This window comes from Moraxella pluranimalium, from assembly GCF_002014825.1.
Lineage (GTDB): Bacteria > Pseudomonadota > Gammaproteobacteria > Pseudomonadales > Moraxellaceae > Moraxella > Moraxella pluranimalium.
In genome coordinates this window covers 153,716-174,895 of record NZ_MUYU01000009.1, presented here as the reverse complement: position 1 = coordinate 174,895, position 21,180 = coordinate 153,716, and the positions used below count along the sequence as shown (strand labels likewise).

Here is a 21,180-nt window from a genome sequence, read left to right as displayed (position 1 = left end):
GAGCGTGTGTTGAAACACCAAATCTGACACGCCAAAAATATATAACGCTTGTCGCTCCCCATGCGGGAGCGTGTGTTGAAACTCGAGCGGTACAAGAAACACCTAGCCAATGAGTTGTCGCTCCCCATGCGGGAGCGTGTGTTGAAACATCGGTACACCGCCTTAGCAATGACGATTTTTTTGCGTCGCTCCCCATGCGGGAGCGTGTGTTGAAACTTCTTGGCTTTTTCCTAGCTGTTTTAATGCTCGCGTCGCTCCCCATGCGGGAGCGTGTGTTGAAACATCGCATCGGCTGTCTGCATGACTGAGCCTAGACGTCGCTCCCCATGCGGGAGCGTGTGTTGAAACCCCATGCCAAAGGTCAGCACGGGATTATTGTTGTGGGTCGCTCCCCATGCGGGAGCGTGTGTTGAAACCTCACTAAGCATCTGTGCGTGTGGGTGGCGGCACGTCGCTCCCCATGCGGGAGCGTGTGTTGAAACCATCGCTCGCATAGCAAAATACATGGCGTTAAATGTCGCTCCCCATGCGGGAGCGTGTGTTGAAACCCCGTAGATTTCACGCACGGAGAGCCGTCCGTGTGTCGCTCCCCATGCGGGAGCGTGTGTTGAAACTTGGCGTAAAGTCTCAAGCACTACTGTCTTAATTGTCGCTCCCCATGCGGGAGCGTGTGTTGAAACCGTACGGCATAGTCAAACAAATCATGGGTCATAGGTCGCTCCCCATGCGGGAGCGTGTGTTGAAACTTCATTTTACAGTCACCTTAATTTTGCCTTGTGATGTCGCTCCCCATGCGGGAGCGTGTGTTGAAACCTAGTGGCGAAGTGATTTACTTTGCTACACCCCCATGTCGCTCCCCATGCGGGAGCGTGTGTTGAAACTAACCCGTTTATATAACTGTGCATAGTGTGCATAGTGTCGCTCCCCATGCGGGAGCGTGTGTTGAAACATGCCACGCCTGAAAACAATAACCTGCTTAACAAAGTCGCTCCCCATGCGGGAGCGTGTGTTGAAACAATTGAGCCAAATGGCAATGTCTCAGAGTTAAAAGTCGCTCCCCATGCGGGAGCGTGTGTTGAAACACTGATAATGCCTTTAAACTGGCGACTTTCGGTGGGTCGCTCCCCATGCGGGAGCGTGTGTTGAAACATCGGTACACCGCCTTTGCAATGATAATTTTTTGTCGCTCCCCATGCGGGAGCGTGTGTTGAAACGCCGTCAATCGTGCGTACAAAGATTTTGTTTTTGTCGCTCCCCATGCGGGAGCGTGTGTTGAAACACCGCCAAGGATCGTGCCGTATGTATGGGTGTCAGGTCGCTCCCCATGCGGGAGCGTGTGTTGAAACAGCACGGATGGTAACCAAGTTTTTGACAAAGTTATCGTCGCTCCCCATGCGGGAGCGTGTGTTGAAACTTCGGCGGTTGAAAATGAGCGGTCAGTCGGTGTGGAGTCGCTCCCCATGCGGGAGCGTGTGTTGAAACATTGGGTGTCATTTGTCCGCTGGCGATGGCGGCGGTCGCTCCCCATGCGGGAGCGTGTGTTGAAACAATGTCGTTGTGGCGTTGGTTTCGGCGGTTTTTTGTCGCTCCCCATGCGGGAGCGTGTGTTGAAACACACTTCTGCTTGCCCAGCTGTTGGCGTACTCGGCTGTCGCTCCCCATGCGGGAGCGTGTGTTGAAACCGCATTTATATTATGCGTACCGAAAACGGACAGACGTCGCTCCCCATGCGGGAGCGTGTGTTGAAACAGCGGTGCGAGCACTACGCAAACGGCGTATCATTGTCGCTCCCCATGCGGGAGCGTGTGTTGAAACGGCTTGTGTTTTGAGTGTTGCATCAGCAGTTTTGCAGTCGCTCCCCATGCGGGAGCGTGTGTTGAAACAGTCATGAGTTTGGAGCGGTCGCATGAACATCAGTCGCTCCCCATGCGGGAGCGTGTGTTGAAACAGCAGATCGTTTGAATTGACCACTTGCAAAACAGAAGTCGCTCCCCATGCGGGAGCGTGTGTTGAAACAAATGAATCTGCTAGGTCTTTTTGTTTTTTAGCTGTCGCTCCCCATGCGGGAGCGTGTGTTGAAACCCAAAATTTGGCAAAGGGTAGGGGGTAAAGGGGGTAGTCGCTCCCCATGCGGGAGCGTGTGTTGAAACATCGTATAAGCATATTGGCTTGACTGTGGGTTTTGTCGCTCCCCATGCGGGAGCGTGTGTTGAAACCTAAAGTTGTCATAATGACCATGATGAATAAATTGGTCGCTCCCCATGCGGGAGCGTGTGTTGAAACTGCCAATCTCAATCTCACCGCCCTGCTCAAAATAGTCGCTCCCCATGCGGGAGCGTGTGTTGAAACTCCCGTCAGTGGTGGTGGTTAAAAATAAGTCTGCGTCGCTCCCCATGCGGGAGCGTGTGTTGAAACGCCCCATCCATGCTCGAAGCTGACCACATCATCAAGTCGCTCCCCATGCGGGAGCGTGTGTTGAAACCATTTTAACCGCCTTAATTGGCGGTTTTTTCACGCGTCGCTCCCCATGCGGGAGCGTGTGTTGAAACAAAAACTACCTTATAACCACGCCCAAGCCGATTTGTCGCTCCCCATGCGGGAGCGTGTGTTGAAACCCTACCGCCTTTTGCGATTTGCCTATTCCTTTTTGTCGCTCCCCATGCGGGAGCGTGTGTTGAAACACGGAATGAACATAATTTACATTATGTGTAATTTTGTCGCTCCCCATGCGGGAGCGTGTGTTGAAACACTCTCCATAGCGACCAAATCCGAGCCATGACCGCGTCGCTCCCCATGCGGGAGCGTGTGTTGAAACACTGCTGATTGCTCGTAACGTGTGTCGTTGTCAGTCGCTCCCCATGCGGGAGCGTGTGTTGAAACTGTCATCAGGATTGGGTCTTGGCAAATACTTTTCTGTCGCTCCCCATGCGGGAGCGTGTGTTGAAACAGTTTCGATGGTTGCTACATCATTCATAATTGACGTCGCTCCCCATGCGGGAGCGTGTGTTGAAACAAGCTCATTTTTGAACGCTTCAAGGACTTTTTCGGTCGCTCCCCATGCGGGAGCGTGTGTTGAAACATGCTAGCTAGTGATACAAGGGGAAGTGTCATTTTGTCGCTCCCCATGCGGGAGCGTGTGTTGAAACAGCCTACAATCCTCATGCAATTCTTTACGCCCAAGTCGCTCCCCATGCGGGAGCGTGTGTTGAAACATGAGATACGCTGTTGATGAATTGCGTTATCAAGCGTCGCTCCCCATGCGGGAGCGTGTGTTGAAACATCGAATTTATTGCCGTGCTCGTCGGTGTAATCATGTCGCTCCCCATGCGGGAGCGTGTGTTGAAACTTGCTTGCGTCGATAAAGTCTTTTTATCAAAAGTCGTCGCTCCCCATGCGGGAGCGTGTGTTGAAACTCGCAAAAGCCAGACTACCATCTCAATACTGGACGTCGCTCCCCATGCGGGAGCGTGTGTTGAAACATTGCTTATTGTGCTTGTTTGGCGATTGCCACAGAGTCGCTCCCCATGCGGGAGCGTGTGTTGAAACATGATTATGTATTTTTGGGGTGGTTTGCTCATGCTGTCGCTCCCCATGCGGGAGCGTGTGTTGAAACTTTGTAATTGGTGAGTATTGCGTCAAATCGTGGAAGTCGCTCCCCATGCGGGAGCGTGTGTTGAAACTAGCGATAGACTATTGACCACGCAACCTTTAAAGGTCGCTCCCCATGCGGGAGCGTGTGTTGAAACGCCGTTGGTGTCTCGGTCAACAAACCCTTGATTTGTCGCTCCCCATGCGGGAGCGTGTGTTGAAACTCGCCCATTCATCGCTTGCACAAATACCACCCCAGTCGCTCCCCATGCGGGAGCGTGTGTTGAAACATCATAGTGAGCTGGTTGACTATGATGATGGGCGGTCGCTCCCCATGCGGGAGCGTGTGTTGAAACAAAATTATGCCACCTTGCTTGTATCAATTTTTTAGTCGCTCCCCATGCGGGAGCGTGTGTTGAAACGCTACAATTATCAATTAAATAAGTAGTCAAAAAAAATCAGCCTATCAAGGCTGATTTTCTAAATTTTATTGACATTTAAACTTAATATTATATTCATAATCATCATCACGGCTCAAATCAGGCGTTGCCTTGCCGAGTACCGAGCCAATGATGCCGACACCTTGTTCAAGGATGCGACCAGTTTTCTCATCGAGTACGCCATTATAGGTAGTCTTATCTTCGATGATGACAGGCGTTTTGAGTCCGCATTGTTTTTTGGCGGTGGCGAGTGCTGACTCTTGGGCTTTAAGCTTGGTTGCGCCAAGTCCTGTGGTCTCGTGAGTTGCATCAGCACGAGTGATGACAGGGGCGGTCGCGCCACTCGTTGCGCAGGCGCTCAATAGCAGAGCTGTACTAATCGTACCAATTAGGGCAAATCGTTTCATGATAACTCCTTTTTTGGGTGTCAAAATTGACCAATATGCCTATGTTAGCATACGAGATGGTGTGCTAAAAGGCCTTTGTGGGCGTATGTTGTGTGGGTTTTGTGAACAATTGCGCCGAATTTTTCTGCTGTGTTGCTCGCATGATGGTCTGTCATGCACAGATGTTGAATGTGCAAAAATTGTGCTATAATGGCTTGAATTTTTATCCAGTTTTTGTATGAATCAAGAAATTTTGCTCATCGATGCACCAAACGGCAAGCTTGAGATTGATGTGATTTGGCAAGCAGGCGAGCGTAGCGCAAGCGACGGCTTGGCAATCATCTGCCACCCCAATCCGATGGCAGGCGGCACGATGAATAATAAAGTCGTCAGTACCATGTATCGCTTTTGTCGTGATAGTGGTATGGATGTGCTGCGGTTTAATTTTCGTGGCGTGGGGCAATCGACAGGCACGACAGGCAATGGCATTGGCGAGCTGACTGATGCGCTGACGGTGCTTCGGTTTGCATTGGCCAAAACCAAGGCTCGTAAGCTGTGGCTTGGCGGGTTTTCATTCGGTGGTTTTGTGGCGTGTCAAGTGGCTGATATGATTGCTAAGCAAGATGAATTTAGTGAAATTAATCTACACAATCTTGCTTTGATTGCACCATCTGTAGTTCGGAACGACGCAAGTGTGTTGACCTTGCCGATTGAGCGGACATTTTTGGTCTATGGCGCTCATGATGAATTGGTGTCACCATCAGCATTGGCAGAGTTTGCACGGGTGCATCAATTGCCAAATCAAGTGATTGATACAGGGCATTTTTTCCATGCCAAGCTGGTAGAACTGCGACAAGCATTAGAACAATTGACCATTAAATAACGACGGATTAATTAAGGAAAATTTATGAGTGTACAGACGCCACTTGAGCGTTATAAGGCGGCACTGGCAACGGGCGAATTTAGCGAAGATGCCATCCAATTGGCTGCCGTGACTTATATGGATAAGCTACACCATGAGATTTTGGCAGCAAATGGTGAGCAAAAATCAGGCTGGTTTGCAAGCTTATTTAAAGCCAAACCACAGACGCCAAAGGGTCTGTATATGTGGGGTGGTGTCGGTCGTGGCAAGACTTGGATGATGGATATGTTCTACGACAGCTTGCCGATTGAGCGCAAGATGCGGATGCACTTTCATCATTTTATGCAGCGAGTTCAGCGTGAATTGGTGGCTCTACAAGGACAATCCGACCCACTGCAAAAGGTCGCTGACATCATTCATCGTGAAGCAGTGGTTATTTGTTTTGATGAATTTTTTGTGTCCAATGTCTCGGATGCGATGATTTTGGGTGATTTGTTCACCATGCTATTTGACCGTGGGATTACGCTTGTTGCCACATCAAACATTGAGCCATCGGGCTTGTACAAAAACGGCATTCATCGTGATAGATTCTTGCCCGCCATCGCCCAAGTCGAAAAAAATACCACCGTGATGAACATCGATGCCGGTATCGATTATCGCCTAAGATTATTAAAACAAGCTAAACTGTACTCATACCCATTGACTAGTGAAACCGATGGCTGGCTATCTGAGCGATTTGATACATTGGCAGGTGGGCAATGCGTTATCACCGAGCCGATTGTCGTGGCAAACCGTGAAATTGAGATTATCAAGCGTACAGAGACGATGTTACTGGTTGATTTTCGTGCGCTGTGTATGCAGCCAAGATCGGCATCGGATTTTATCGAGATTGCCAATGACTTTAGCACGGTGATGGTGGATAATGTACCATTTCTAAATGATACGCTGATGGATCCAACTCGCCGATTCATCTATTTGGTGGATGAATTTTATGATCGTCGTGTCAAGTTGCTTGTGCGTGCAGAGCAGTCAATTCTTGAGCTGTATCAAGGCGAAAAGCTGGCATTTGAGATTGAGCGTACTCGTTCACGACTGCTTGAGATGCAGTCAGAAGATTATCTAGCGGCAGAACACCGTTTGGATTAATAGATCAGATTATTTAGGATAATTACAATGAAAAACCCTGTATTGGACATCATACATCAGCGCCGTAGCATCGGCAATCTTGTGCTACCAATGCCAAACCAAGACGAGCTTGATGCAGTACTACACGCAGCGATGGTCGCCCCTGACCATAAACAGCTTAAGCCGTGGAAATTTTGGGTATTGACCGGTGATGCCTTGGTGGAATTTGGCAAGGTGTTATTACAAGCTGCCGAAGCGGATGCTGTAGCTCAAGGCGTAACGCTAGATGATGCTACGATTAAGAAAACCTTAAATATGCCACTGCGTGCGCCGATGATTATCGTGATTGCCACCGATATGAAATCGCACGAAAAAGTACCGCCATTTGAACAGCTACTGAGCGCTGGTGCTGCCGCACAAAATATCTTGCTTGCGCTTGAGTCGCTAGGCTATAAGAGCGTGTGGCGTACAGGACTTTTGTGTAATACTGATGCGGTCAAGGCGTATTTTGGCGTGGGCGCAGATGACACCATTTGCGGGCTGATTTATACAGGTAGCAGCAGCGTGCAGATGCCGGCACGAGATGCGCACGATTTGTCGCAGTTTGTTCAGTATCGTGATAGCAATCACTATGATGCTTAACATTATGATGCTAAATAAACTTTGATGCTTGATAAGCGGGTAATTGATATGAAACTAAAAAAACCCAGTGTGAAAAACTCTAAGGTAAAAAAAATCGTCGATGCAGCAAGCACAGGTCTGGATGATGCGGTGAGTGCGATTAAAGAATCGGGGCTACCAAATGCGCCAATCATCGCAAGCATCGCCGAATTGACTGGATTTAAAAAGAAAAAATCCGCTGAGCTTGAAGCGACGATGCAAGCAAAAGCCAAGCCTGCCACTGGGTCAAAAACACTCAAATTTGCTTTTTTGGGTGGGGGTAGCTTTGGCACGGCGATGGCGAATTTGGCTGCCAAAAATGGCTGTGATGCCACACTGTGGGTACGTGATAAGCGTACGGTCAAAGCACTACAAAAAACTTATGTAAACAAAAAATACCTGCCAAATCATAAGCTTGACGACCGTCTCAAGTTCAGCCACGAGCTTGAAGATGCGGTGCGTGGCGTGGATGTGATTTTTGTGGCAGTGCCAAGCTCGGCGTTTCGTGAGATTTTGACGCAGATTCGCCCATTCATCACGCATCAAGCGGTGGTCTCTTTGACCAAAGGTATGGAAAAAGACACTTATGCCTTAATGAGCGATATTATCACCGATGTACTGCCCGAAGTGAATTTTGGGGTGATGAGCGGCCCAAATCTAGCGGTCGAAATCATGGATAATATGCCATCGGCAACGGTGATTGCTTCTGAGTCTGAGCCACTTCGTAAGGCGGTGCAGACGGCATTGCACAGTGCATTTTTCCGTGTATTTGCCAGTGGTGATGTCAAGGGTGTGGAGCTGGGCGGTGCGCTCAAAAATATCTATGCCATTGCGATGGGTATGGCGGCTGCTTATGAAGTGGGTGAGAATACCAAAGCCATGCTACTGACTCGTGCGCTCGCTGAGATGAGCCGTTTTGGGGTGGCGGTGGGCGCTGACCCATTGACATTCTTGGGACTATCAGGCGTGGGGGATTTGTACGCCACTTGTAGTTCGACCTTGAGCCGAAATTATCGAGTGGGCTATATGCTGGGTCAAGGCATTAGCCTTGAGCAAGCGGTCAAAAAACTTGGGCAAACCGCCGAAGGGGTCAATACCATCGCACAAGTGCATACCCGTTCAAAAGAGCTTGGTGTCTATATGCCAATCACGCACGCACTGCACGCTGTACTGTACGAAGATAAATCGGCACTTGGTGTAGCGCTCAATCTGATGGAAACAGGCTTTAGAAGTGATGTTGAATTTGTGTTGCCGCATGACGAGAGCAATGTACGACTTAGCCAAGAATTTAGCGAAGTGCTTAAAAGTAGTGCCGATGCCAAGCCAAAAACGACGGATACTAATTAACCACTATTAATACATCATAAAGGATAATTTATGAAATTAATCTTTGTGCGACATGGGCAAGCTGCACCATATTGTGACGATGATGCAGGGCGAGATTTGACGGATTTTGGGCGGATGCAAGCAGGGCAGTCTGCGGATGCAATGGTTGCAGAGCATCAGCTTGATTTGATTATCGCAAGTCCGTACAACCGTGCCGACCAAACCGCCAAGATACTTGCAAAGACAGTCGCCGATGCTGGTCAATCGCCTGCTTTTGTGACACTTAGCAGTATCACGCCTGATGATGACCCTGCCATCGGACTCAATGACATTGACCGCATTATCCAAGATAAATTTGGCGAGCAGACTGATGATAAATGCATCGCCATCGTCTGCCATATGCCAATCGTGGCGTATTTGGTGGCAAAGCTTGATGGCTTATCGCCTGCGTCATTTGAATTGGCTGAATATCGAGTGCTGAGCACGCCTGTCATCGCTGATGGCTTGGCGCACTGCGTGGCAAGTTTTGTCCCTGACCAACCATAAAATCAGCCAAAAGCACCACAAAAAACTTGCAAATCGGTGATTTTCTAGTATAATACTGACTTGGCTTCATCGGTAGCTTCGCAACTGTGTACTATGAACCCCGCCAGGACCGGAAGGTAGCAACGGTAGTAGATACAAAGTGTGCCGGAGATGTGCTGATGAAGTCATTTTTTTGTCCAAAATTCGTCTGTGAATTTTTGTAACTATACTTTAAAAGATTGTAACTTTAGCGTACAATAGTGGCGTTTATCTTGATAAGGTATCTTTGTAATGACAACCATTGACCCAAAACTTGCTCAAAAACAAGCCGCTGCCAAAGCAGCATTGGCATATATCGAAGATGGCATGGTGCTTGGCGTGGGCACAGGCAGTACGGTGAATTGCTTGATTGAGCTACTACCGCAAGTACAGCTCAAAGGCGCTGTCGCAAGCTCGCAAGTGACTGAAGATAAGCTTAAGGCGCTGGGTATTGAGATTTATGATCTGAATAGCGTGGGTCAGCTTGATTTGTACATTGATGGTGCAGATGAGATTGATGGCGCAGGCAATATGATCAAAGGTGGCGGTGGTGCGCTGACTCGCGAAAAAATCGTCGCAGCCGCATCGAGTCAGTTCGTCTGTATGGTCGATGACTCAAAAATCGTCTCACAATTGGGCAAATTCCCCGTTGCTATCGAAGTGCTACCACAAGCTCGCTCGTATGTGGCTCGTGAGCTGGTCAAGATGGGCGGTGAGCCTGTGTATCGTGAAGGCTTTGTGACTGATTATGGCAATCTGATTTTGGATACTTATGAGCTTGATGTATCCAATCCTGCCAAGCTTGAGCAAGAGATTAACAACATTGTCGGTGTGGTGTGTAATGGTATTTTTGCTGCACAATCGGCAAGCGTGATGCTAAAAGCCAGCGACGCAGGTGTCGAGACTGTGAAGTTTTAAAAATATGAATGATAAGACAAATCCCCAAAAGTGTGTGCTTTTGGGGATTTTTTTTGGATTTTGTGGTGATAACCATGCTAAATTTATCTGCGAACATCATGTTCGGTGCGGGGAATGTAATAAATATAAAAGCTCATAAAGATAGCCACAAGCCCCATGAGTAGCACAAAAATCACAGGCGTAATCGCCATCTGACCGTCGCTCATGCCAAGCAATACGTACGAACTGCCACCAAGAGCAGTATATGCCAGATTATAGGTCACCGCCGTGCCTGTTAAGCGAATTTTGGTGGGGAATAATCGCACGATGATTGATGGCAAAGCGCCAATCAAGCCCAATGAAAATCCAAGCATGGCAAACAATGCCAATAGATATTCGCCACCTGATGTCAGATGAAAATAAAACATCATGGTTTGCAAAATCAAAAACAGCCCTGCAAAAATCAGCACCCGACCGGGATTAAAAATATCCGCCATCAAGCCATAAAACACACTGCCAAGCATCATAAAAAACATCGCAAGCAGACAGCCGACTCGTATCATCGCAGCTGTCAAAGATGTATCGAGCTCTGCCAATGATATCAGCGATGATGAAATAAAAGCAATCAAAGTGACAGCGATGCTAGCTAGCAAGGTCGCGGGCAAAAAACTCGACAAAAAGCCTTTTTTGAGTACCGCCCACCAAGAGACGATATCGTGCTTGAGATTGGCAAATAGTGCATTGAGATTTTGGTATCGCCCCCGTGTGAGCGTTTGGCGTAGTTCGGACGTCGGGTCATTGAGACTGATGGCATTGAGCGTCTTTGGGTCAGTGATGGTGCTGTTTTGGTCGCTCAAAAATACAGGCGTTTCTTTGAGCAGATACACAAGTAGCATAGCAAGCAAATCAAGCCCGCCACCGATGACAAAGATAATCCGCCAGCCATAGGACATCATTTCGCCAAAGGTCAGATGATTATCAAGCAGGCTGATGATGACATTGAGTAGCATGACGTTGAGCACACAGCTTGCCATGATGACGCCGCAGCCGATACCAAGTCGCTTGGTGGGTAGATGTTCTGTGGCGAACACCCAAATACTTGGCAAAACCCCACCAGATGCCATCCCTTGCACCAAGCGAATGATAATAAGCAAAATCGGTGCTAATATGCCTATCTGCTGATGTGTAGGCAATAGGGCAATGGCAAGTGTGGATAACGCCACGCCCAATAAGCTCAAGGACAGGGCAGGTTTACGCCCGTATTTATCACCATAATGACCAATCAAAATACCGCCAAGTGGTGTAATCAGATAGCTTAAGCTAAAGATTGCCAATAGGTATAAGTGGTCAATCCACAACAATCGCTCATGTTGCTCATTAAAAAACACATAAGCAAGCTCATCGGTGAGATACCAAAATATCGCAAAATCAAAAAATGTCACCCCGGCGATGATGCTCGAGATAAGCACGGTTTGATAGTGCTGTCGGGTCAGTACGGGCTGAAATGGCATAAAAAACTCAATTCACTTTTCATTCATAACCAAATGATTGGTTATCAGTTGATGGATAAAGTAAACTGATAGTTTACACTAAAAACCGCAAAACTCGAACACTTTGTTACACAAAGTTTGCAAAAAAATTACAATGTTAAAAAAATGTAATTGGTATAAGTTATAACAACCAATCAATTGGCAATAGCCCAAGCAGGACAATGCCGGCGCGATCCTTAAGATTGGTATTGGGTTCGCTGTGATAAATGGCGGGCGTGCCGTCATTGATGGTGTGCCAGTCGATTTGCCCTGTGTCATTGAGCTTGAGCTCGTAGGCTTGCTTGAGTAGGGCAGGATTGCTTTGGAGTGCTTGATGTAGCTGTGTGGCAAGCGACTGATCATGAATGAGTACGCCAAGCTCGGTATTGATATTGGCAGATCTAGGATCGATGTTGTATGAGCCGATAAATACCAGCTGCTTATCCACAGCAAAGGCTTTGGCGTGTAGGCTTGTGGTGGTCAGCTGTTTGGTACGCCAAAATTTATTGTCGTTGTCTTTTTCGTTGGTGGCGCTGGATTTGACTTCGTAGAGTTTCACGCCTGCTTGTAGTAGCTGTTTACGCCAATGGGCATAGCCTGAATGCACGACGCCGACATCGGTTGCATCAAATGAATTGGTCAGGATACTGATTTTGACACCACGATTCGCCAGTGCAACTAGGGTATTGACACCGTCTTTGGTGGGGACAAAGTAGGATGAAATGATACTAAAATCACTGGTCGGTCGCCCAAGTCTGCGTTGCAATTTGGCGACTAGGTGCTGATTTTCGCTGGCTTTGGCATTGCTAAGCTTGGTGGCAGGGTCAACAAACAGCTCAATGGTCGTCCAGCGAAACGGGATACGTCGCTGGATCAAATCTTCGCCGATGGTGGAGTTTTGGACGGCTTGGCGATAACTGCGTAATGCTCGCTCATTTTTGCTGGCGGTTTTGCTGTGGTCTAGATCATCAAAAATGATGGGATTGAGTAGCTCGCTTGGGCTTAGGGTATTTTTGGCGACTAAGGTCTCAATATCATAGGCAAGCGGTGATGACCAATACTCTTCAAAGCTATTTGTGACATCTTTGACCACTGAGCCGACCAGTAATACGTCCAAATCGGCAAAGTTATTCACCGTATTATTATTCAGATATTCATTGCCGATATTACGCCCGCCGATGATACTGATGCGATTATCAAAGGTCATGCTTTTGTTGTGCATACGAGCATTGATCCGCACAGGCTCGGACAGATAATTGACGGTGCGGATTTTGCGATTTGCCATTGGGTTCATGAGGCGTACTGCGACATTGGGATGTTCGGCAAAGCGTACCAGTACTTTATCAAGTGCAGGCGAGCTATTCATATCATCAAGCAGTAGGCGTACCATCACACCACGCTCAGCAGCTTCCCATAGGTCTTTGAGCATCAGCTGACCTGCTTCGTCATTGTGCCAAATATAGTACTGAATATCGATGGTCTGTGTGGCAAGATCAGACAGAATACTGCGAGAGGCAAAGGCGTTCGAGCCTTTACTGATGGGATAATAGCCTGATAAATTGGGGTGAGATTGGGCTTGTGCGTCCAGACTTTGGCTGAGTGCTGTGTGCATCGGCTCGTCAGCTTGGGTTTGGTGCAGTAGCTGTGATTTGATGGTCAGTGCTTGGCTTTTTGGCAGATGTGGCGTATTTGGCAGACTTTGGCAAGCTGACAACAATAGAGCAAATAGCCCTGAGCCAATCAAGGTAATGATGTGTGGTTTTGAATGCACTGATAAGACCCATTGAAATGAAAATTGGCTTATCATAACAAGCTTTTTGGGTTTTGGCATTAGCATTTTTTGCTAAATTTTGTGAATGGTTTGATTGTGCCAACTATCAGAGCATTGGCAAATTAAGTCAGCTAAAAATCAAGCAAACTAAAAACCCAAGCCAAACACACCGATAGGGTCTTTGACTTGGGCTTTGGATTGATTTTAAGCCATCAGTGATGGATTATAACTTATAGCTCTTTCCAGCGTTTTTGGCTCTCCTTGATGACTTCTTTTGCGACATCCACACCAAAGAAACCTTCAACTTTGGTAGTGCCTGCTTTTTTTAGATCTTTATAGTGATTAAAATGGAACTCAAGCTGTTTGATCAGCTGTGCAGGTAGATCTTCTAGGCTGTTATAAGCGTTGCCATTGTTGCGGTCGTCAGCTGGTACGACGATAATTTTGTCATCAACTTCGCCATCATCAACAAACTTCATCACGCCGATAACTTTGGCTTGCAAAAAGATACCAGTGGTCAATGGCTGCTCGGTGATGATCAGTGCATCTAGCTCATCGCCATCTTCATCTAGTGTCTGTGGGATAAAGCCATAGTTGCAAGGCTTGGCAAATGCAACTGGCTCAACGCGGTCAAGCTCAAAGCAAGCCAATTTGCGGTTCCATTCGATTTTGTGGTTTGAACCGGTTGGAATTTCAACGACCACATTGATGATACCGCCATCGACATCGCCTGCGTCCAAGATTTGGTTAAAATCTGCCATACTATACTCCAAATAAAAAAGAAATTTTGGCTATTTTACTCGTCTATCGCCCGAAGTGCAACCAATCCTTGATGGCGAGCACGAATATTTTTGATAAATTTTGCGATAAATTCGCTGATTTTGCTGTCGTCAAACAGTCCATAGCTTGCCAATTTTGCCATCGGCATACCTGCATAGCCACACGGATTGATGGCATTAAAAGCGGACAAATCATTCACTAGATTAATCGCCACGCCATGATAGCTAAAACCCTGCTTAATCTTAAAGCCAAGACTGGCAATTTTGCCAAGCATATCGCCATCATGATTGTAGATATATACGCCCGGCGCATCACGGCGAGCTTTGGCGATGAGCGAGTCAGGTAGATAGTCGCTTACCACATCTTCGATGGCTTGCTCGGCATGACTGACCAAATCACGCACGCCCATATCAAGTGCTCGTAAATCAAATAGCCAATACGCCACCAACTGCCCACGCCCATGCCAAGTCACCTGACCGCCACGGTCGGTCTTGATAATCGGGGTATCTGTGTGATACAAAATGTGTTCAGGCTTGCCCGCTTGACCCAGCGTATAGACATCTTGATGCTCGACAATCCACAGCTCATCAGGGTGGGTGATGTCGGCTTTTTTGTCTTCGATACGCTCTAGGGTGCGTGTCAGCATGGCATCATGGGTGGCGTTGTATTCGGCATCATCAAGCAGGCGAATGACAAATGTATCATCGCCAAGTGCGCTTAATGCTTGATATTGAGAAGGGGTGATGGTACTCATGGTGTACTTATATGGTTGGCGGATTTCAAATTGCCATCATAATAAGGGCAATGGCTTAAATATGCAATATGCTTCGCCAAATACTGCACAAATACTTTGCTAAATAATACGCTAAATGCTATGCCAAATATTGTCCAAAATTGCCCGCAAACACGGTCAGATGGCACTATTTTTCAAACAAATGTGCAAGATTTATTTATAAAACCCTGCAAAATTGGCAAAATTATAGTATCATGATACTTTTATTCTTATCATAAAAAGGGATGGCTTAGGGTTATGACCACAGCAACTGCCCCGATTATCACATCGCTACTGGATAATGATTTATATAAATTCACCATGCTACAAGCGATGCTACATCAATTCCCCCAGACGCACGGCGTGTATCGCTTTCGCTGTCGCAACAATGACGAAACTGTCTATCCGCTGAGCGAAATCAAACAAGACCTTGAGACGCAGCTCGATTATCTGTGTCAGCTACGCTTTAGCCAAGATGAGCTTGATTATCTGCGTAGCCTGAGATTTATCAAGTCTGATTTTGTCGATTATTTAGAATTATTTGCGCTTAAGCGTCGCTTTATTACTGTCTGGGTCGATGATGATAATCATCTGAACATCGACATCGAAGGCCCGATGATTCAGGCGATGTTCTTTGAAATCTTTGTGCTGTGTATCGTCAGTGAGCTGTATTATTCACGCCTGCCGACAGATGCGCTGCTTGCCGAAGGTCAGCGCCGCTTAGATGATAAGGTAAAAGCCCTGCATGAGTGCCAAGCCAAGCAATTGGCGGACGGCTCTTATGACGAGACGCCGTTTATTGTGGCGGATTTTGGCACACGCCGCCGATTTAGCAAGGCTTGGCAGTACCATGTGGTTGAGGCATTATCTAAAGCGTGCCCTGAGATTGTGCGTGGTACTTCTAATGTCTATCTTGCCAAAAAACTTGGTATCACGCCGATTGGCACGATGGCGCATGAGTTTATGCAGGCGTTTCAGGCGCTTGATGTACGCCTAAGAGACAGCCAAAAGGCGGCGCTTGAGTGCTGGGTGCGTGAGTATCGTGGCGATTTGGGTATTGCCTTGACCGATGTGGTGGGGATGGATGCATTTTTGCGTGATTTTGATTTGTATTTTGCCAAGCTATTTGACGGACTGCGTCATGACAGTGGCGACCCGTATGAATGGGGTGATAAGGCAATCAATCATTATCACAAGCTAAAAATCGACCCAAAAACCAAGAGTCTGACATTCAGCGATGGCTTGACGCTACAAAAGGCGTGGGATTTGCATCAATATTTTAAAGGACGAATTAAGACAGGCTTTGGTATCGGTACGAATCTCACCAATGATATGGGGGCAACACAGCTCAATATCGTGCTAAAACTGGTGGCGTGCAATGGTCAGCCAGTCGCCAAGCTCTCTGACAGCCCGGGCAAGACGATGATTGAAGATGACACCTATTTGGCGTATCTTAAGCAAGTGTTTGAAATCAAAGAATAAATTCAAAACAATCTTCGCTGACACACCAGCTAATAAAAAAATCGGGATTGGGCAGATGCCTTGTCCCGATTTTTTTTGAACATAGAGCTTGGGCGATGCTGACGGTTGTTTTGTGTGTTTAATAAGCTTGGTTTATAAGCTTAAGCATCTTGTGTTGGCGTGGTTTTGTCCGCTTCGGCTTTGGCAAAGGCAGACTGCAATGCCTGCTCAACCGCATCAATGCGAGATTGGCAAATACGATAAGCACTCAGCGACTCTTCGACAATGGTAACCAAATTATCAATATCAAGCTGTTCGGATTGCTCAAGATAATCAGCGTTTTTTTTGAGTACTTGATAAGCATCTTGGAAATTGTTTGGGATTTGGGTGGTTTGGCTCATGTGGATTTTCCTAATTTGATTGAGCTTATTGTAACAAATCTTGATGACTTTGCTAAGTATTTTTGGGCATGGCGCATGATTTATTGGTGATTTTGCCAAATCCATAATAATTACAGGGGGTTTTGTCATAAACATATTGCAAATTTATTTCATTTTGTTATTATAGGTTAACGGCAATGATATTGATGTGACATTGCATTGACTTGTGGGCAAGCTGGCTCACAAGTTTTTGGTGTCTGTGGCATATCGGTATTATTTGCTAATTATCAAACGCTTATGAAAGATTAAGCAATTAATAAGGGTGGGTTATGACAAATACAAATCAAAATCCAGAATCGGACTTCACACTCAGAACCGATTTTCAGCATGACGACAACAGCACGCCACAATCAGGCTCGGTGCGTCGTGATGCGATTAAGGGTATTATTATTACAATTGTTGCGGCGATTTTTGCTTATTTTTTATCGACGATTTTACCGTTTGAGCCACTTGCCAACAAAGGCTTGGCGTTGGCAAGCTTTATCGGTATCCTATGGCTAACCGAAGCGATTCACGTGACGGCAACGGCGTTACTTGTGCCGATGCTTGCCATTTTTATCGGTATTCCTGAATTTGACACCAAAAAAGCACTGACCAGCTTTGCTGACCCGATTATCTTTGTTTTCTTTGGTGGCTTTGCACTGGCGGCGACTTTACACGTCCAAAAGCTTGACCGTAAAATCGCCTTTGGCTTGATTAGCCTTGCTGGTGGTCATCTGGGTGGTGCGGTATTGATGATGTTTGCGGTGACCGCAGGCTTATCGATGTGGATTAGTAACACGGCAACCGCTGCGATGATGCTACCGCTTGCCATTGGTATCCTATCTTCGGTGGATGAGACCAAAGACCGCAATACCTTTGTATTCGTGCTATTGGGTATTGCTTATTCGGCATCCATTGGTGGCTTGGGTACGCTAGTGGGTTCACCGCCGAATGCGATTGCCGCCAAAGAGCTGGGCATTGGCTTTAGTGAGTGGATGGGCTTTGGTCTGCCAATGATGCTGGTGCTGATGCCATTTTTGCTAGGCACGATGTATTTGGTATTGCGTCCAAAGCTAAACCAAAAAATCCAAATGCAAAGCCAAGAAAAAATCGAATGGACACTGCCACGTGTGCTGACTTTGGTGATTTTTGCCATTACCGCATTGAGCTGGATTTTTGGCAAGCAATTGGGTGAAGCGTTCGGCTTTAAACAGCCTGATACGGTCATTGCGCTATTTGCGGCGATTGCTGTGCTGCTGTGCGGTCTGGTGAGCTGGAAACAAGTCTCTGACAACACCGACTGGGGTGTGTTGATGTTATTTGGTGGTGGTATCGCCTTGTCTGATATCATGAAAAATACAGGCGCATCAGCGGTGCTTGGCGAGAGTATCTCAGCGGCACTGGCAGGCGCATCGCCGCTCTTGGTGATTTTTGTGATTGCGGCGTTTATCATCTTCTTGACCGAGTTCACCAGTAACACAGCATCGGCTGCGCTACTTGTGCCACTGTTTGCGCCGATTGGCGTACAGCTTGGCTTGCCACCTGAAGTGCTGATTATGGTTATCGGTATCGGTGCATCGTGTGCCTTTATGATGCCTGTGGCAACACCGCCAAACGCCATCGTCATGGGTACAGGTCATGTCAAACAGCGTGATATGATGAAGGTTGGTTGGTGGCTGAATCTCGTTGCCATTGCCATCGTCACCATCTGGGCGTATGTGTTCTTGGCATAAGCCATAAGCCTTGCAATAAAAATTCCCTTGAGTAGCATCAAGGGAATTTTTTATAAAATAATTGATTAAATTAACGAAACTTATCAATTTATATCAATGCCATTTCATATTAATACTATGAAAGTGTATCAATAATTCTTAAATTCCAATTATCAAGTTTCAATTATCAGGCATCAAATTTCAAACTGCGCTTGGCATAGCTTGATAAATTCATGACCAAATTTGCGAATCTCGCTGTCATCACGCACGGCAATCCAGCTGGTAAAGCGTCCAAAATAAGTCACCGGAATGGCAACCAAATCCGGATAATGCTTGGGCTGATATGCCATCTCAGCGATGATACCGATGCCTAAGCCTGCTGATACATAGGTGCTAATCACATCCGAGTCAAGGGCGGCAAGCACAATATCAGGTGCAAAACCTGCACTCTCAAAGCTCTTATCAATCGCACCACGACCGGTAAAGCCCCCATGATAAGTCACAATCGGATAGCTTGCCAATGTCGGCAAATCAATGCCATCGACTTGACCTGCAAAAACTGCCAATTCATGGTCTTTTGGGACGATGACCACGTGCGACCAGTCATAATAGCGATGGCAACGCAGCACATCATTATTGAGCAAGGATTCGGTGGCAATACCAATATCGGCTTGTCCACGAATCACCATCTGCGCGATGGTCTCAGGGTCGGCTTGTTGTAGTACAAGATTGACTTTATCAAATTTTTCACGAAATTCTTTGACAATCTGCGGTAGTACATAGCGTGCTTGGGTGTGTGTGGTGGCGACGGTCAATGTACCTGCTTGGGCATTATTAAAATCAAGGCTAAGATTCTCAATAGTGCGAATCTCAGCAAAAATTGCTTCGATGTGTGGTAGCAGTGCCTTGCCAATCGGTGTCAGACCAGTCAGTCGCTTGCCTTGACGGGTAAAGACATCGGCTTTGAGCTGATTTTCTAGGGCGGCGATTTGCTTAGATAGGCTTGATTGGCTTGTATGTAGCAGTTCGGCGGCTTGGCTTAGGTTGTAGCCATTGACCACCGTGTGCCATACGGTCTCAAGTTGCTTGAGCTGAATTTGTAAATGTCGCTGATTGATGACGATATCAATTGCCATAACTGCCCTTGTCAATAAATGAATCAAAAATAGTTAATCATACCGAATTTTTGGGCAAAAAGGTAGGATAAATTGCGAAATTTATGACAAATCCATCAGAAATACGGTAAAATGTAAAATTTGAATTACTAACCAGACCAAACAAAAGCGCAAGATGCAGCTTGATCTTGGTCACGATAATGAGTTGGCACGATATGAGCGGTACAAACATTGACCAATCGACACAGCTGAGCGCATGGCAAGCGTTTACGAAAGCGTATTTTAATCCGCAGGCGCTTGCTTTGGCGTTTTTGGGATTTGCAGCAGGGATACCGATTTTGCTTGTGTTTTCAAGCTTGGGGCTTTGGCTGCGTGAAGCGGGGATTGACCGTGCGACGGTGACGATGTTTAGCTGGGCGGCGCTTGGTTATTCGTTTAAGTTCATTTGGGCGCCGCTGGTCGATGCGTTGCCATTGCCAATTTTGACTCGCCTGCTGGGTCGTCGTCGTGGCTGGCTACTACTTACCCAAGTGATGATTATCACGGCATTGGTACTAATGGCGATGACCAATCCGCAGAGCAGTGAGCAGATGCTCAGTGTGATGGCGGCAGGGGCGGTGTTGCTTGGCTTTTCGTCAGCATCGCAGGACATCGTGATTGATGCTTATCGTATTGAGTCAGCACCTGCCGATATGCAGCCTGCGCTGTCAGCGACCTATGTGGCAGGCTATCGTGTGGGGATGATTGTCTCGGGTGCTGGTGCGTTGTATTTGGCGGACTTTTTTGGCTCGACGATGGAGGCTTATAATTATCTGGCTTGGCAAAAAACTTATCTTGTCATGGCAGCAGTGATGCTCATCGGTGTGGCAACGACACTGATTATCCGTGAGCCAAAAGTCGCCATCAAGCCAATCACCAACGAGACCCGTGATTATCTGCGATTGGTACTGGTGTTTGTGCTGTCGGTGCTGGGGTTTATTGCGACTTATCGTGTTATCGGTAGTGCATTGCCTGAGACCGAAAGTGTGCTGGCGGGCTTTTTGTACGGCTGTGTGCAGTTTATCTCAAGCTTGGTAGCGTTTGCGCTGATTGGTTATGCTTTGGTCAAAGCAGGTGCGGTTGCACAAGCGGTGGCGATGAAAACTTGGGTTGAGCCTGTGGCGGATTTTTTTGCTCGTTATGGCAAAAAAGCACTGCTACTGCTTGCGCTGATTGGTCTATATCGTATCAGCGATGTGATTGCCGGCAATATTTCAAATATCTTTTATCAAGATTTGGGCTTTAGTAAGACCCAAATTGCCAATGCGGTCAAGCTGGTGGGCGTGGTCGCAAGTATCGGCGGTGGCTTTATTGGTGGTTGGCTTGCCCAAAAGATGAACATCATGAAGGCGATGAGTGTCGGGGCGATTTTGGCGTGTGTGACCAACTTGCTATTTATCCTGCTATTTATGACGCCGACCGTGCCGATGATGTACTTTGCGGTGATTACTGATAACTTGGCGGCAGGCCTTGCCAGTGCGGTATTCATTGCCTTTTTGTCAGCCTTGACATCGATTCGCTTTACAGCGGTGCAATATGCGCTGTTCTCATCGCTGATGACCCTTGCACCGAAGCTGATTGGCGGCTATTCGGGGGCGATTGTCGATGCGACGAGCTATGCGTTTTTCTTTGGCTTTACTTTCTTGGTTGGTGTGCCTGTGCTATTATTGATTTATTTGGTCAATAAACACATCGATATCAATGAGCCACAGATTGGTGATTAATCCGATA

General features: G+C 47.1%; 16 protein-coding genes, 1 other RNA gene and 1 CRISPR repeat array. Of the genes, 10 read left to right on the top strand and 7 right to left on the bottom strand.

Annotation, left to right across the window (positions count from 1 at the left end; translation table 11 throughout):
* Window positions 1-50: 50 nt before the first annotated feature.
* A CRISPR array of direct repeats spans window positions 51-4,010; the repeat unit is 32 nt; unit sequence GTCGCTCCCCATGCGGGAGCGTGTGTTGAAAC.
* A gap of 65 nt (window positions 4,011-4,075) precedes the next feature.
* Entirely contained in the window at window positions 4,076-4,435 is a 360-nt protein-coding gene (locus B0680_RS04475; RefSeq protein ID WP_078253855.1) for a hypothetical protein, read from the bottom strand.
* 217 nt (window positions 4,436-4,652) lie between these two features.
* On the opposite strand from B0680_RS04475, the gene B0680_RS04470 reads away from it, so the two are divergent.
* The 7 genes from B0680_RS04470 to rpiA all read left to right on the top strand — a co-directional run bounded on the left by B0680_RS04470 (window position 4,653) and on the right by rpiA (window position 9,869).
* Window positions 4,653-5,297 carry an alpha/beta hydrolase gene (locus B0680_RS04470; RefSeq protein ID WP_078253854.1) on the top strand — a complete coding sequence of 215 codons (645 nt, stop codon included), beginning with the start codon at window positions 4,653-4,655 and terminating at the stop codon, window positions 5,295-5,297.
* A gap of 24 nt (window positions 5,298-5,321) precedes the next feature.
* Window positions 5,322-6,422 (top strand): cell division protein ZapE, encoded by a 1,101-nt coding sequence (gene zapE / locus B0680_RS04465; RefSeq protein WP_078253852.1) that lies wholly within the window; start codon window positions 5,322-5,324, stop codon window positions 6,420-6,422.
* A 27-nt stretch (window positions 6,423-6,449) separates the two neighbouring features.
* Window positions 6,450-7,043, top strand: a complete 594-nt coding sequence (locus tag B0680_RS04460) for a nitroreductase family protein (RefSeq protein ID WP_078253850.1) — start codon at window positions 6,450-6,452, stop codon at window positions 7,041-7,043.
* Window positions 7,044-7,091: 48 nt separating this feature from the next.
* Entirely contained in the window at window positions 7,092-8,408 is a 1,317-nt protein-coding gene (locus B0680_RS04455; RefSeq protein ID WP_078253917.1) for an NAD(P)H-dependent glycerol-3-phosphate dehydrogenase, read from the top strand.
* A gap of 30 nt (window positions 8,409-8,438) precedes the next feature.
* A complete protein-coding gene (locus tag B0680_RS04450) occupies window positions 8,439-8,933 on the top strand; it encodes a SixA phosphatase family protein (RefSeq protein ID WP_078253849.1) in 495 nt (164 codons plus the stop codon).
* 67 nt (window positions 8,934-9,000) lie between these two features.
* Window positions 9,001-9,097: signal recognition particle sRNA small type (gene ffs, locus B0680_RS04445), an RNA gene on the top strand.
* A gap of 106 nt (window positions 9,098-9,203) precedes the next feature.
* On the top strand, window positions 9,204-9,869 hold the full coding sequence (rpiA, locus tag B0680_RS04440) for a ribose-5-phosphate isomerase RpiA (protein WP_078253848.1): 666 nt from the start codon (window positions 9,204-9,206) through the stop codon (window positions 9,867-9,869).
* Window positions 9,870-9,952: 83 nt separating this feature from the next.
* Here the strand turns inward: rpiA and B0680_RS04435 are convergent, their stop codons facing one another.
* The 4 genes from B0680_RS04435 to lipB all read right to left on the bottom strand — a co-directional run bounded on the left by B0680_RS04435 (window position 9,953) and on the right by lipB (window position 14,682).
* Window positions 9,953-11,359 carry an MFS transporter gene (locus tag B0680_RS04435; protein WP_078253847.1) on the bottom strand — a complete coding sequence of 469 codons (1,407 nt, stop codon included), beginning with the start codon at window positions 11,357-11,359 and terminating at the stop codon, window positions 9,953-9,955.
* 160 nt (window positions 11,360-11,519) lie between these two features.
* The gene (locus B0680_RS04430; protein ID WP_078253916.1) at window positions 11,520-13,184 is read right to left on the bottom strand and encodes a phospholipase D family protein; all 1,665 of its coding nucleotides are present in this window, start codon (window positions 13,182-13,184) and stop codon (window positions 11,520-11,522) included.
* 194 nt (window positions 13,185-13,378) lie between these two features.
* Entirely contained in the window at window positions 13,379-13,909 is a 531-nt protein-coding gene (locus B0680_RS04425; protein ID WP_078253846.1) for an inorganic diphosphatase, read from the bottom strand.
* A 35-nt stretch (window positions 13,910-13,944) separates the two neighbouring features.
* Entirely contained in the window at window positions 13,945-14,682 is a 738-nt protein-coding gene (gene lipB, locus B0680_RS04420) for a lipoyl(octanoyl) transferase LipB (RefSeq protein ID WP_078253845.1), read from the bottom strand.
* Window positions 14,683-14,958: 276 nt separating this feature from the next.
* Here lipB and pncB point away from each other — a divergent pair, with 276 nt between their 5' ends.
* Window positions 14,959-16,182, top strand: coding sequence for a nicotinate phosphoribosyltransferase (pncB, locus tag B0680_RS04415; protein WP_078253844.1), 1,224 nt, complete (start codon window positions 14,959-14,961; stop codon window positions 16,180-16,182).
* Between the two features lie 140 nt (window positions 16,183-16,322).
* Here pncB and xseB read toward each other — a convergent pair whose 3' ends face one another.
* On the bottom strand, window positions 16,323-16,562 hold the full coding sequence (gene xseB / locus B0680_RS04410) for an exodeoxyribonuclease VII small subunit (RefSeq protein ID WP_078253843.1): 240 nt from the start codon (window positions 16,560-16,562) through the stop codon (window positions 16,323-16,325).
* A gap of 308 nt (window positions 16,563-16,870) precedes the next feature.
* Here xseB and B0680_RS04405 point away from each other — a divergent pair, with 308 nt between their 5' ends.
* Window positions 16,871-18,316, top strand: a complete 1,446-nt coding sequence (locus B0680_RS04405; protein ID WP_078253842.1) for an SLC13 family permease — start codon at window positions 16,871-16,873, stop codon at window positions 18,314-18,316.
* 173 nt (window positions 18,317-18,489) lie between these two features.
* On the opposite strand, the gene B0680_RS04400 is transcribed toward B0680_RS04405, so the two are convergent.
* Window positions 18,490-19,431: a LysR substrate-binding domain-containing protein gene (locus B0680_RS04400; protein WP_078253841.1), complete on the bottom strand. Its 942-nt coding sequence runs from the start codon at window positions 19,429-19,431 to the stop codon at window positions 18,490-18,492.
* A 194-nt stretch (window positions 19,432-19,625) separates the two neighbouring features.
* On the opposite strand from B0680_RS04400, the gene B0680_RS04395 reads away from it, so the two are divergent.
* The gene (locus B0680_RS04395) at window positions 19,626-21,173 is read left to right on the top strand and encodes an AmpG family muropeptide MFS transporter (protein ID WP_078253840.1); all 1,548 of its coding nucleotides are present in this window, start codon (window positions 19,626-19,628) and stop codon (window positions 21,171-21,173) included.
* The last annotated feature ends 7 nt before the right edge of the window (window positions 21,174-21,180 follow it).

What these genes read in the sequence shown, in the direction of transcription:
- B0680_RS04475 (WP_078253855.1), bottom strand. Translation starts at nt 4,435, where the DNA reads ATGAAACGATTTGCCCTAATTGGTACGATTAGTACAGCTCTGCTATTG.
- B0680_RS04470 (WP_078253854.1), top strand. Translation starts at nt 4,653, where the DNA reads ATGAATCAAGAAATTTTGCTCATCGATGCACCAAACGGCAAGCTTGAG.
- zapE (WP_078253852.1), top strand. Translation starts at nt 5,322, where the DNA reads ATGAGTGTACAGACGCCACTTGAGCGTTATAAGGCGGCACTGGCAACG.
- B0680_RS04460 (WP_078253850.1), top strand. Translation starts at nt 6,450, where the DNA reads ATGAAAAACCCTGTATTGGACATCATACATCAGCGCCGTAGCATCGGC.
- B0680_RS04455 (WP_078253917.1), top strand. Translation starts at nt 7,092, where the DNA reads ATGAAACTAAAAAAACCCAGTGTGAAAAACTCTAAGGTAAAAAAAATC.
- B0680_RS04450 (WP_078253849.1), top strand. Translation starts at nt 8,439, where the DNA reads ATGAAATTAATCTTTGTGCGACATGGGCAAGCTGCACCATATTGTGAC.
- rpiA (WP_078253848.1), top strand. Translation starts at nt 9,204, where the DNA reads ATGACAACCATTGACCCAAAACTTGCTCAAAAACAAGCCGCTGCCAAA.
- B0680_RS04435 (WP_078253847.1), bottom strand. Translation starts at nt 11,359, where the DNA reads ATGCCATTTCAGCCCGTACTGACCCGACAGCACTATCAAACCGTGCTT.
- B0680_RS04430 (WP_078253916.1), bottom strand. Translation starts at nt 13,184, where the DNA reads ATGATAAGCCAATTTTCATTTCAATGGGTCTTATCAGTGCATTCAAAA.
- B0680_RS04425 (WP_078253846.1), bottom strand. Translation starts at nt 13,909, where the DNA reads ATGGCAGATTTTAACCAAATCTTGGACGCAGGCGATGTCGATGGCGGT.
- lipB (WP_078253845.1), bottom strand. Translation starts at nt 14,682, where the DNA reads ATGAGTACCATCACCCCTTCTCAATATCAAGCATTAAGCGCACTTGGC.
- pncB (WP_078253844.1), top strand. Translation starts at nt 14,959, where the DNA reads ATGACCACAGCAACTGCCCCGATTATCACATCGCTACTGGATAATGAT.
- xseB (WP_078253843.1), bottom strand. Translation starts at nt 16,562, where the DNA reads ATGAGCCAAACCACCCAAATCCCAAACAATTTCCAAGATGCTTATCAA.
- B0680_RS04405 (WP_078253842.1), top strand. Translation starts at nt 16,871, where the DNA reads ATGACAAATACAAATCAAAATCCAGAATCGGACTTCACACTCAGAACC.
- B0680_RS04400 (WP_078253841.1), bottom strand. Translation starts at nt 19,431, where the DNA reads ATGGCAATTGATATCGTCATCAATCAGCGACATTTACAAATTCAGCTC.
- B0680_RS04395 (WP_078253840.1), top strand. Translation starts at nt 19,626, where the DNA reads ATGAGCGGTACAAACATTGACCAATCGACACAGCTGAGCGCATGGCAA.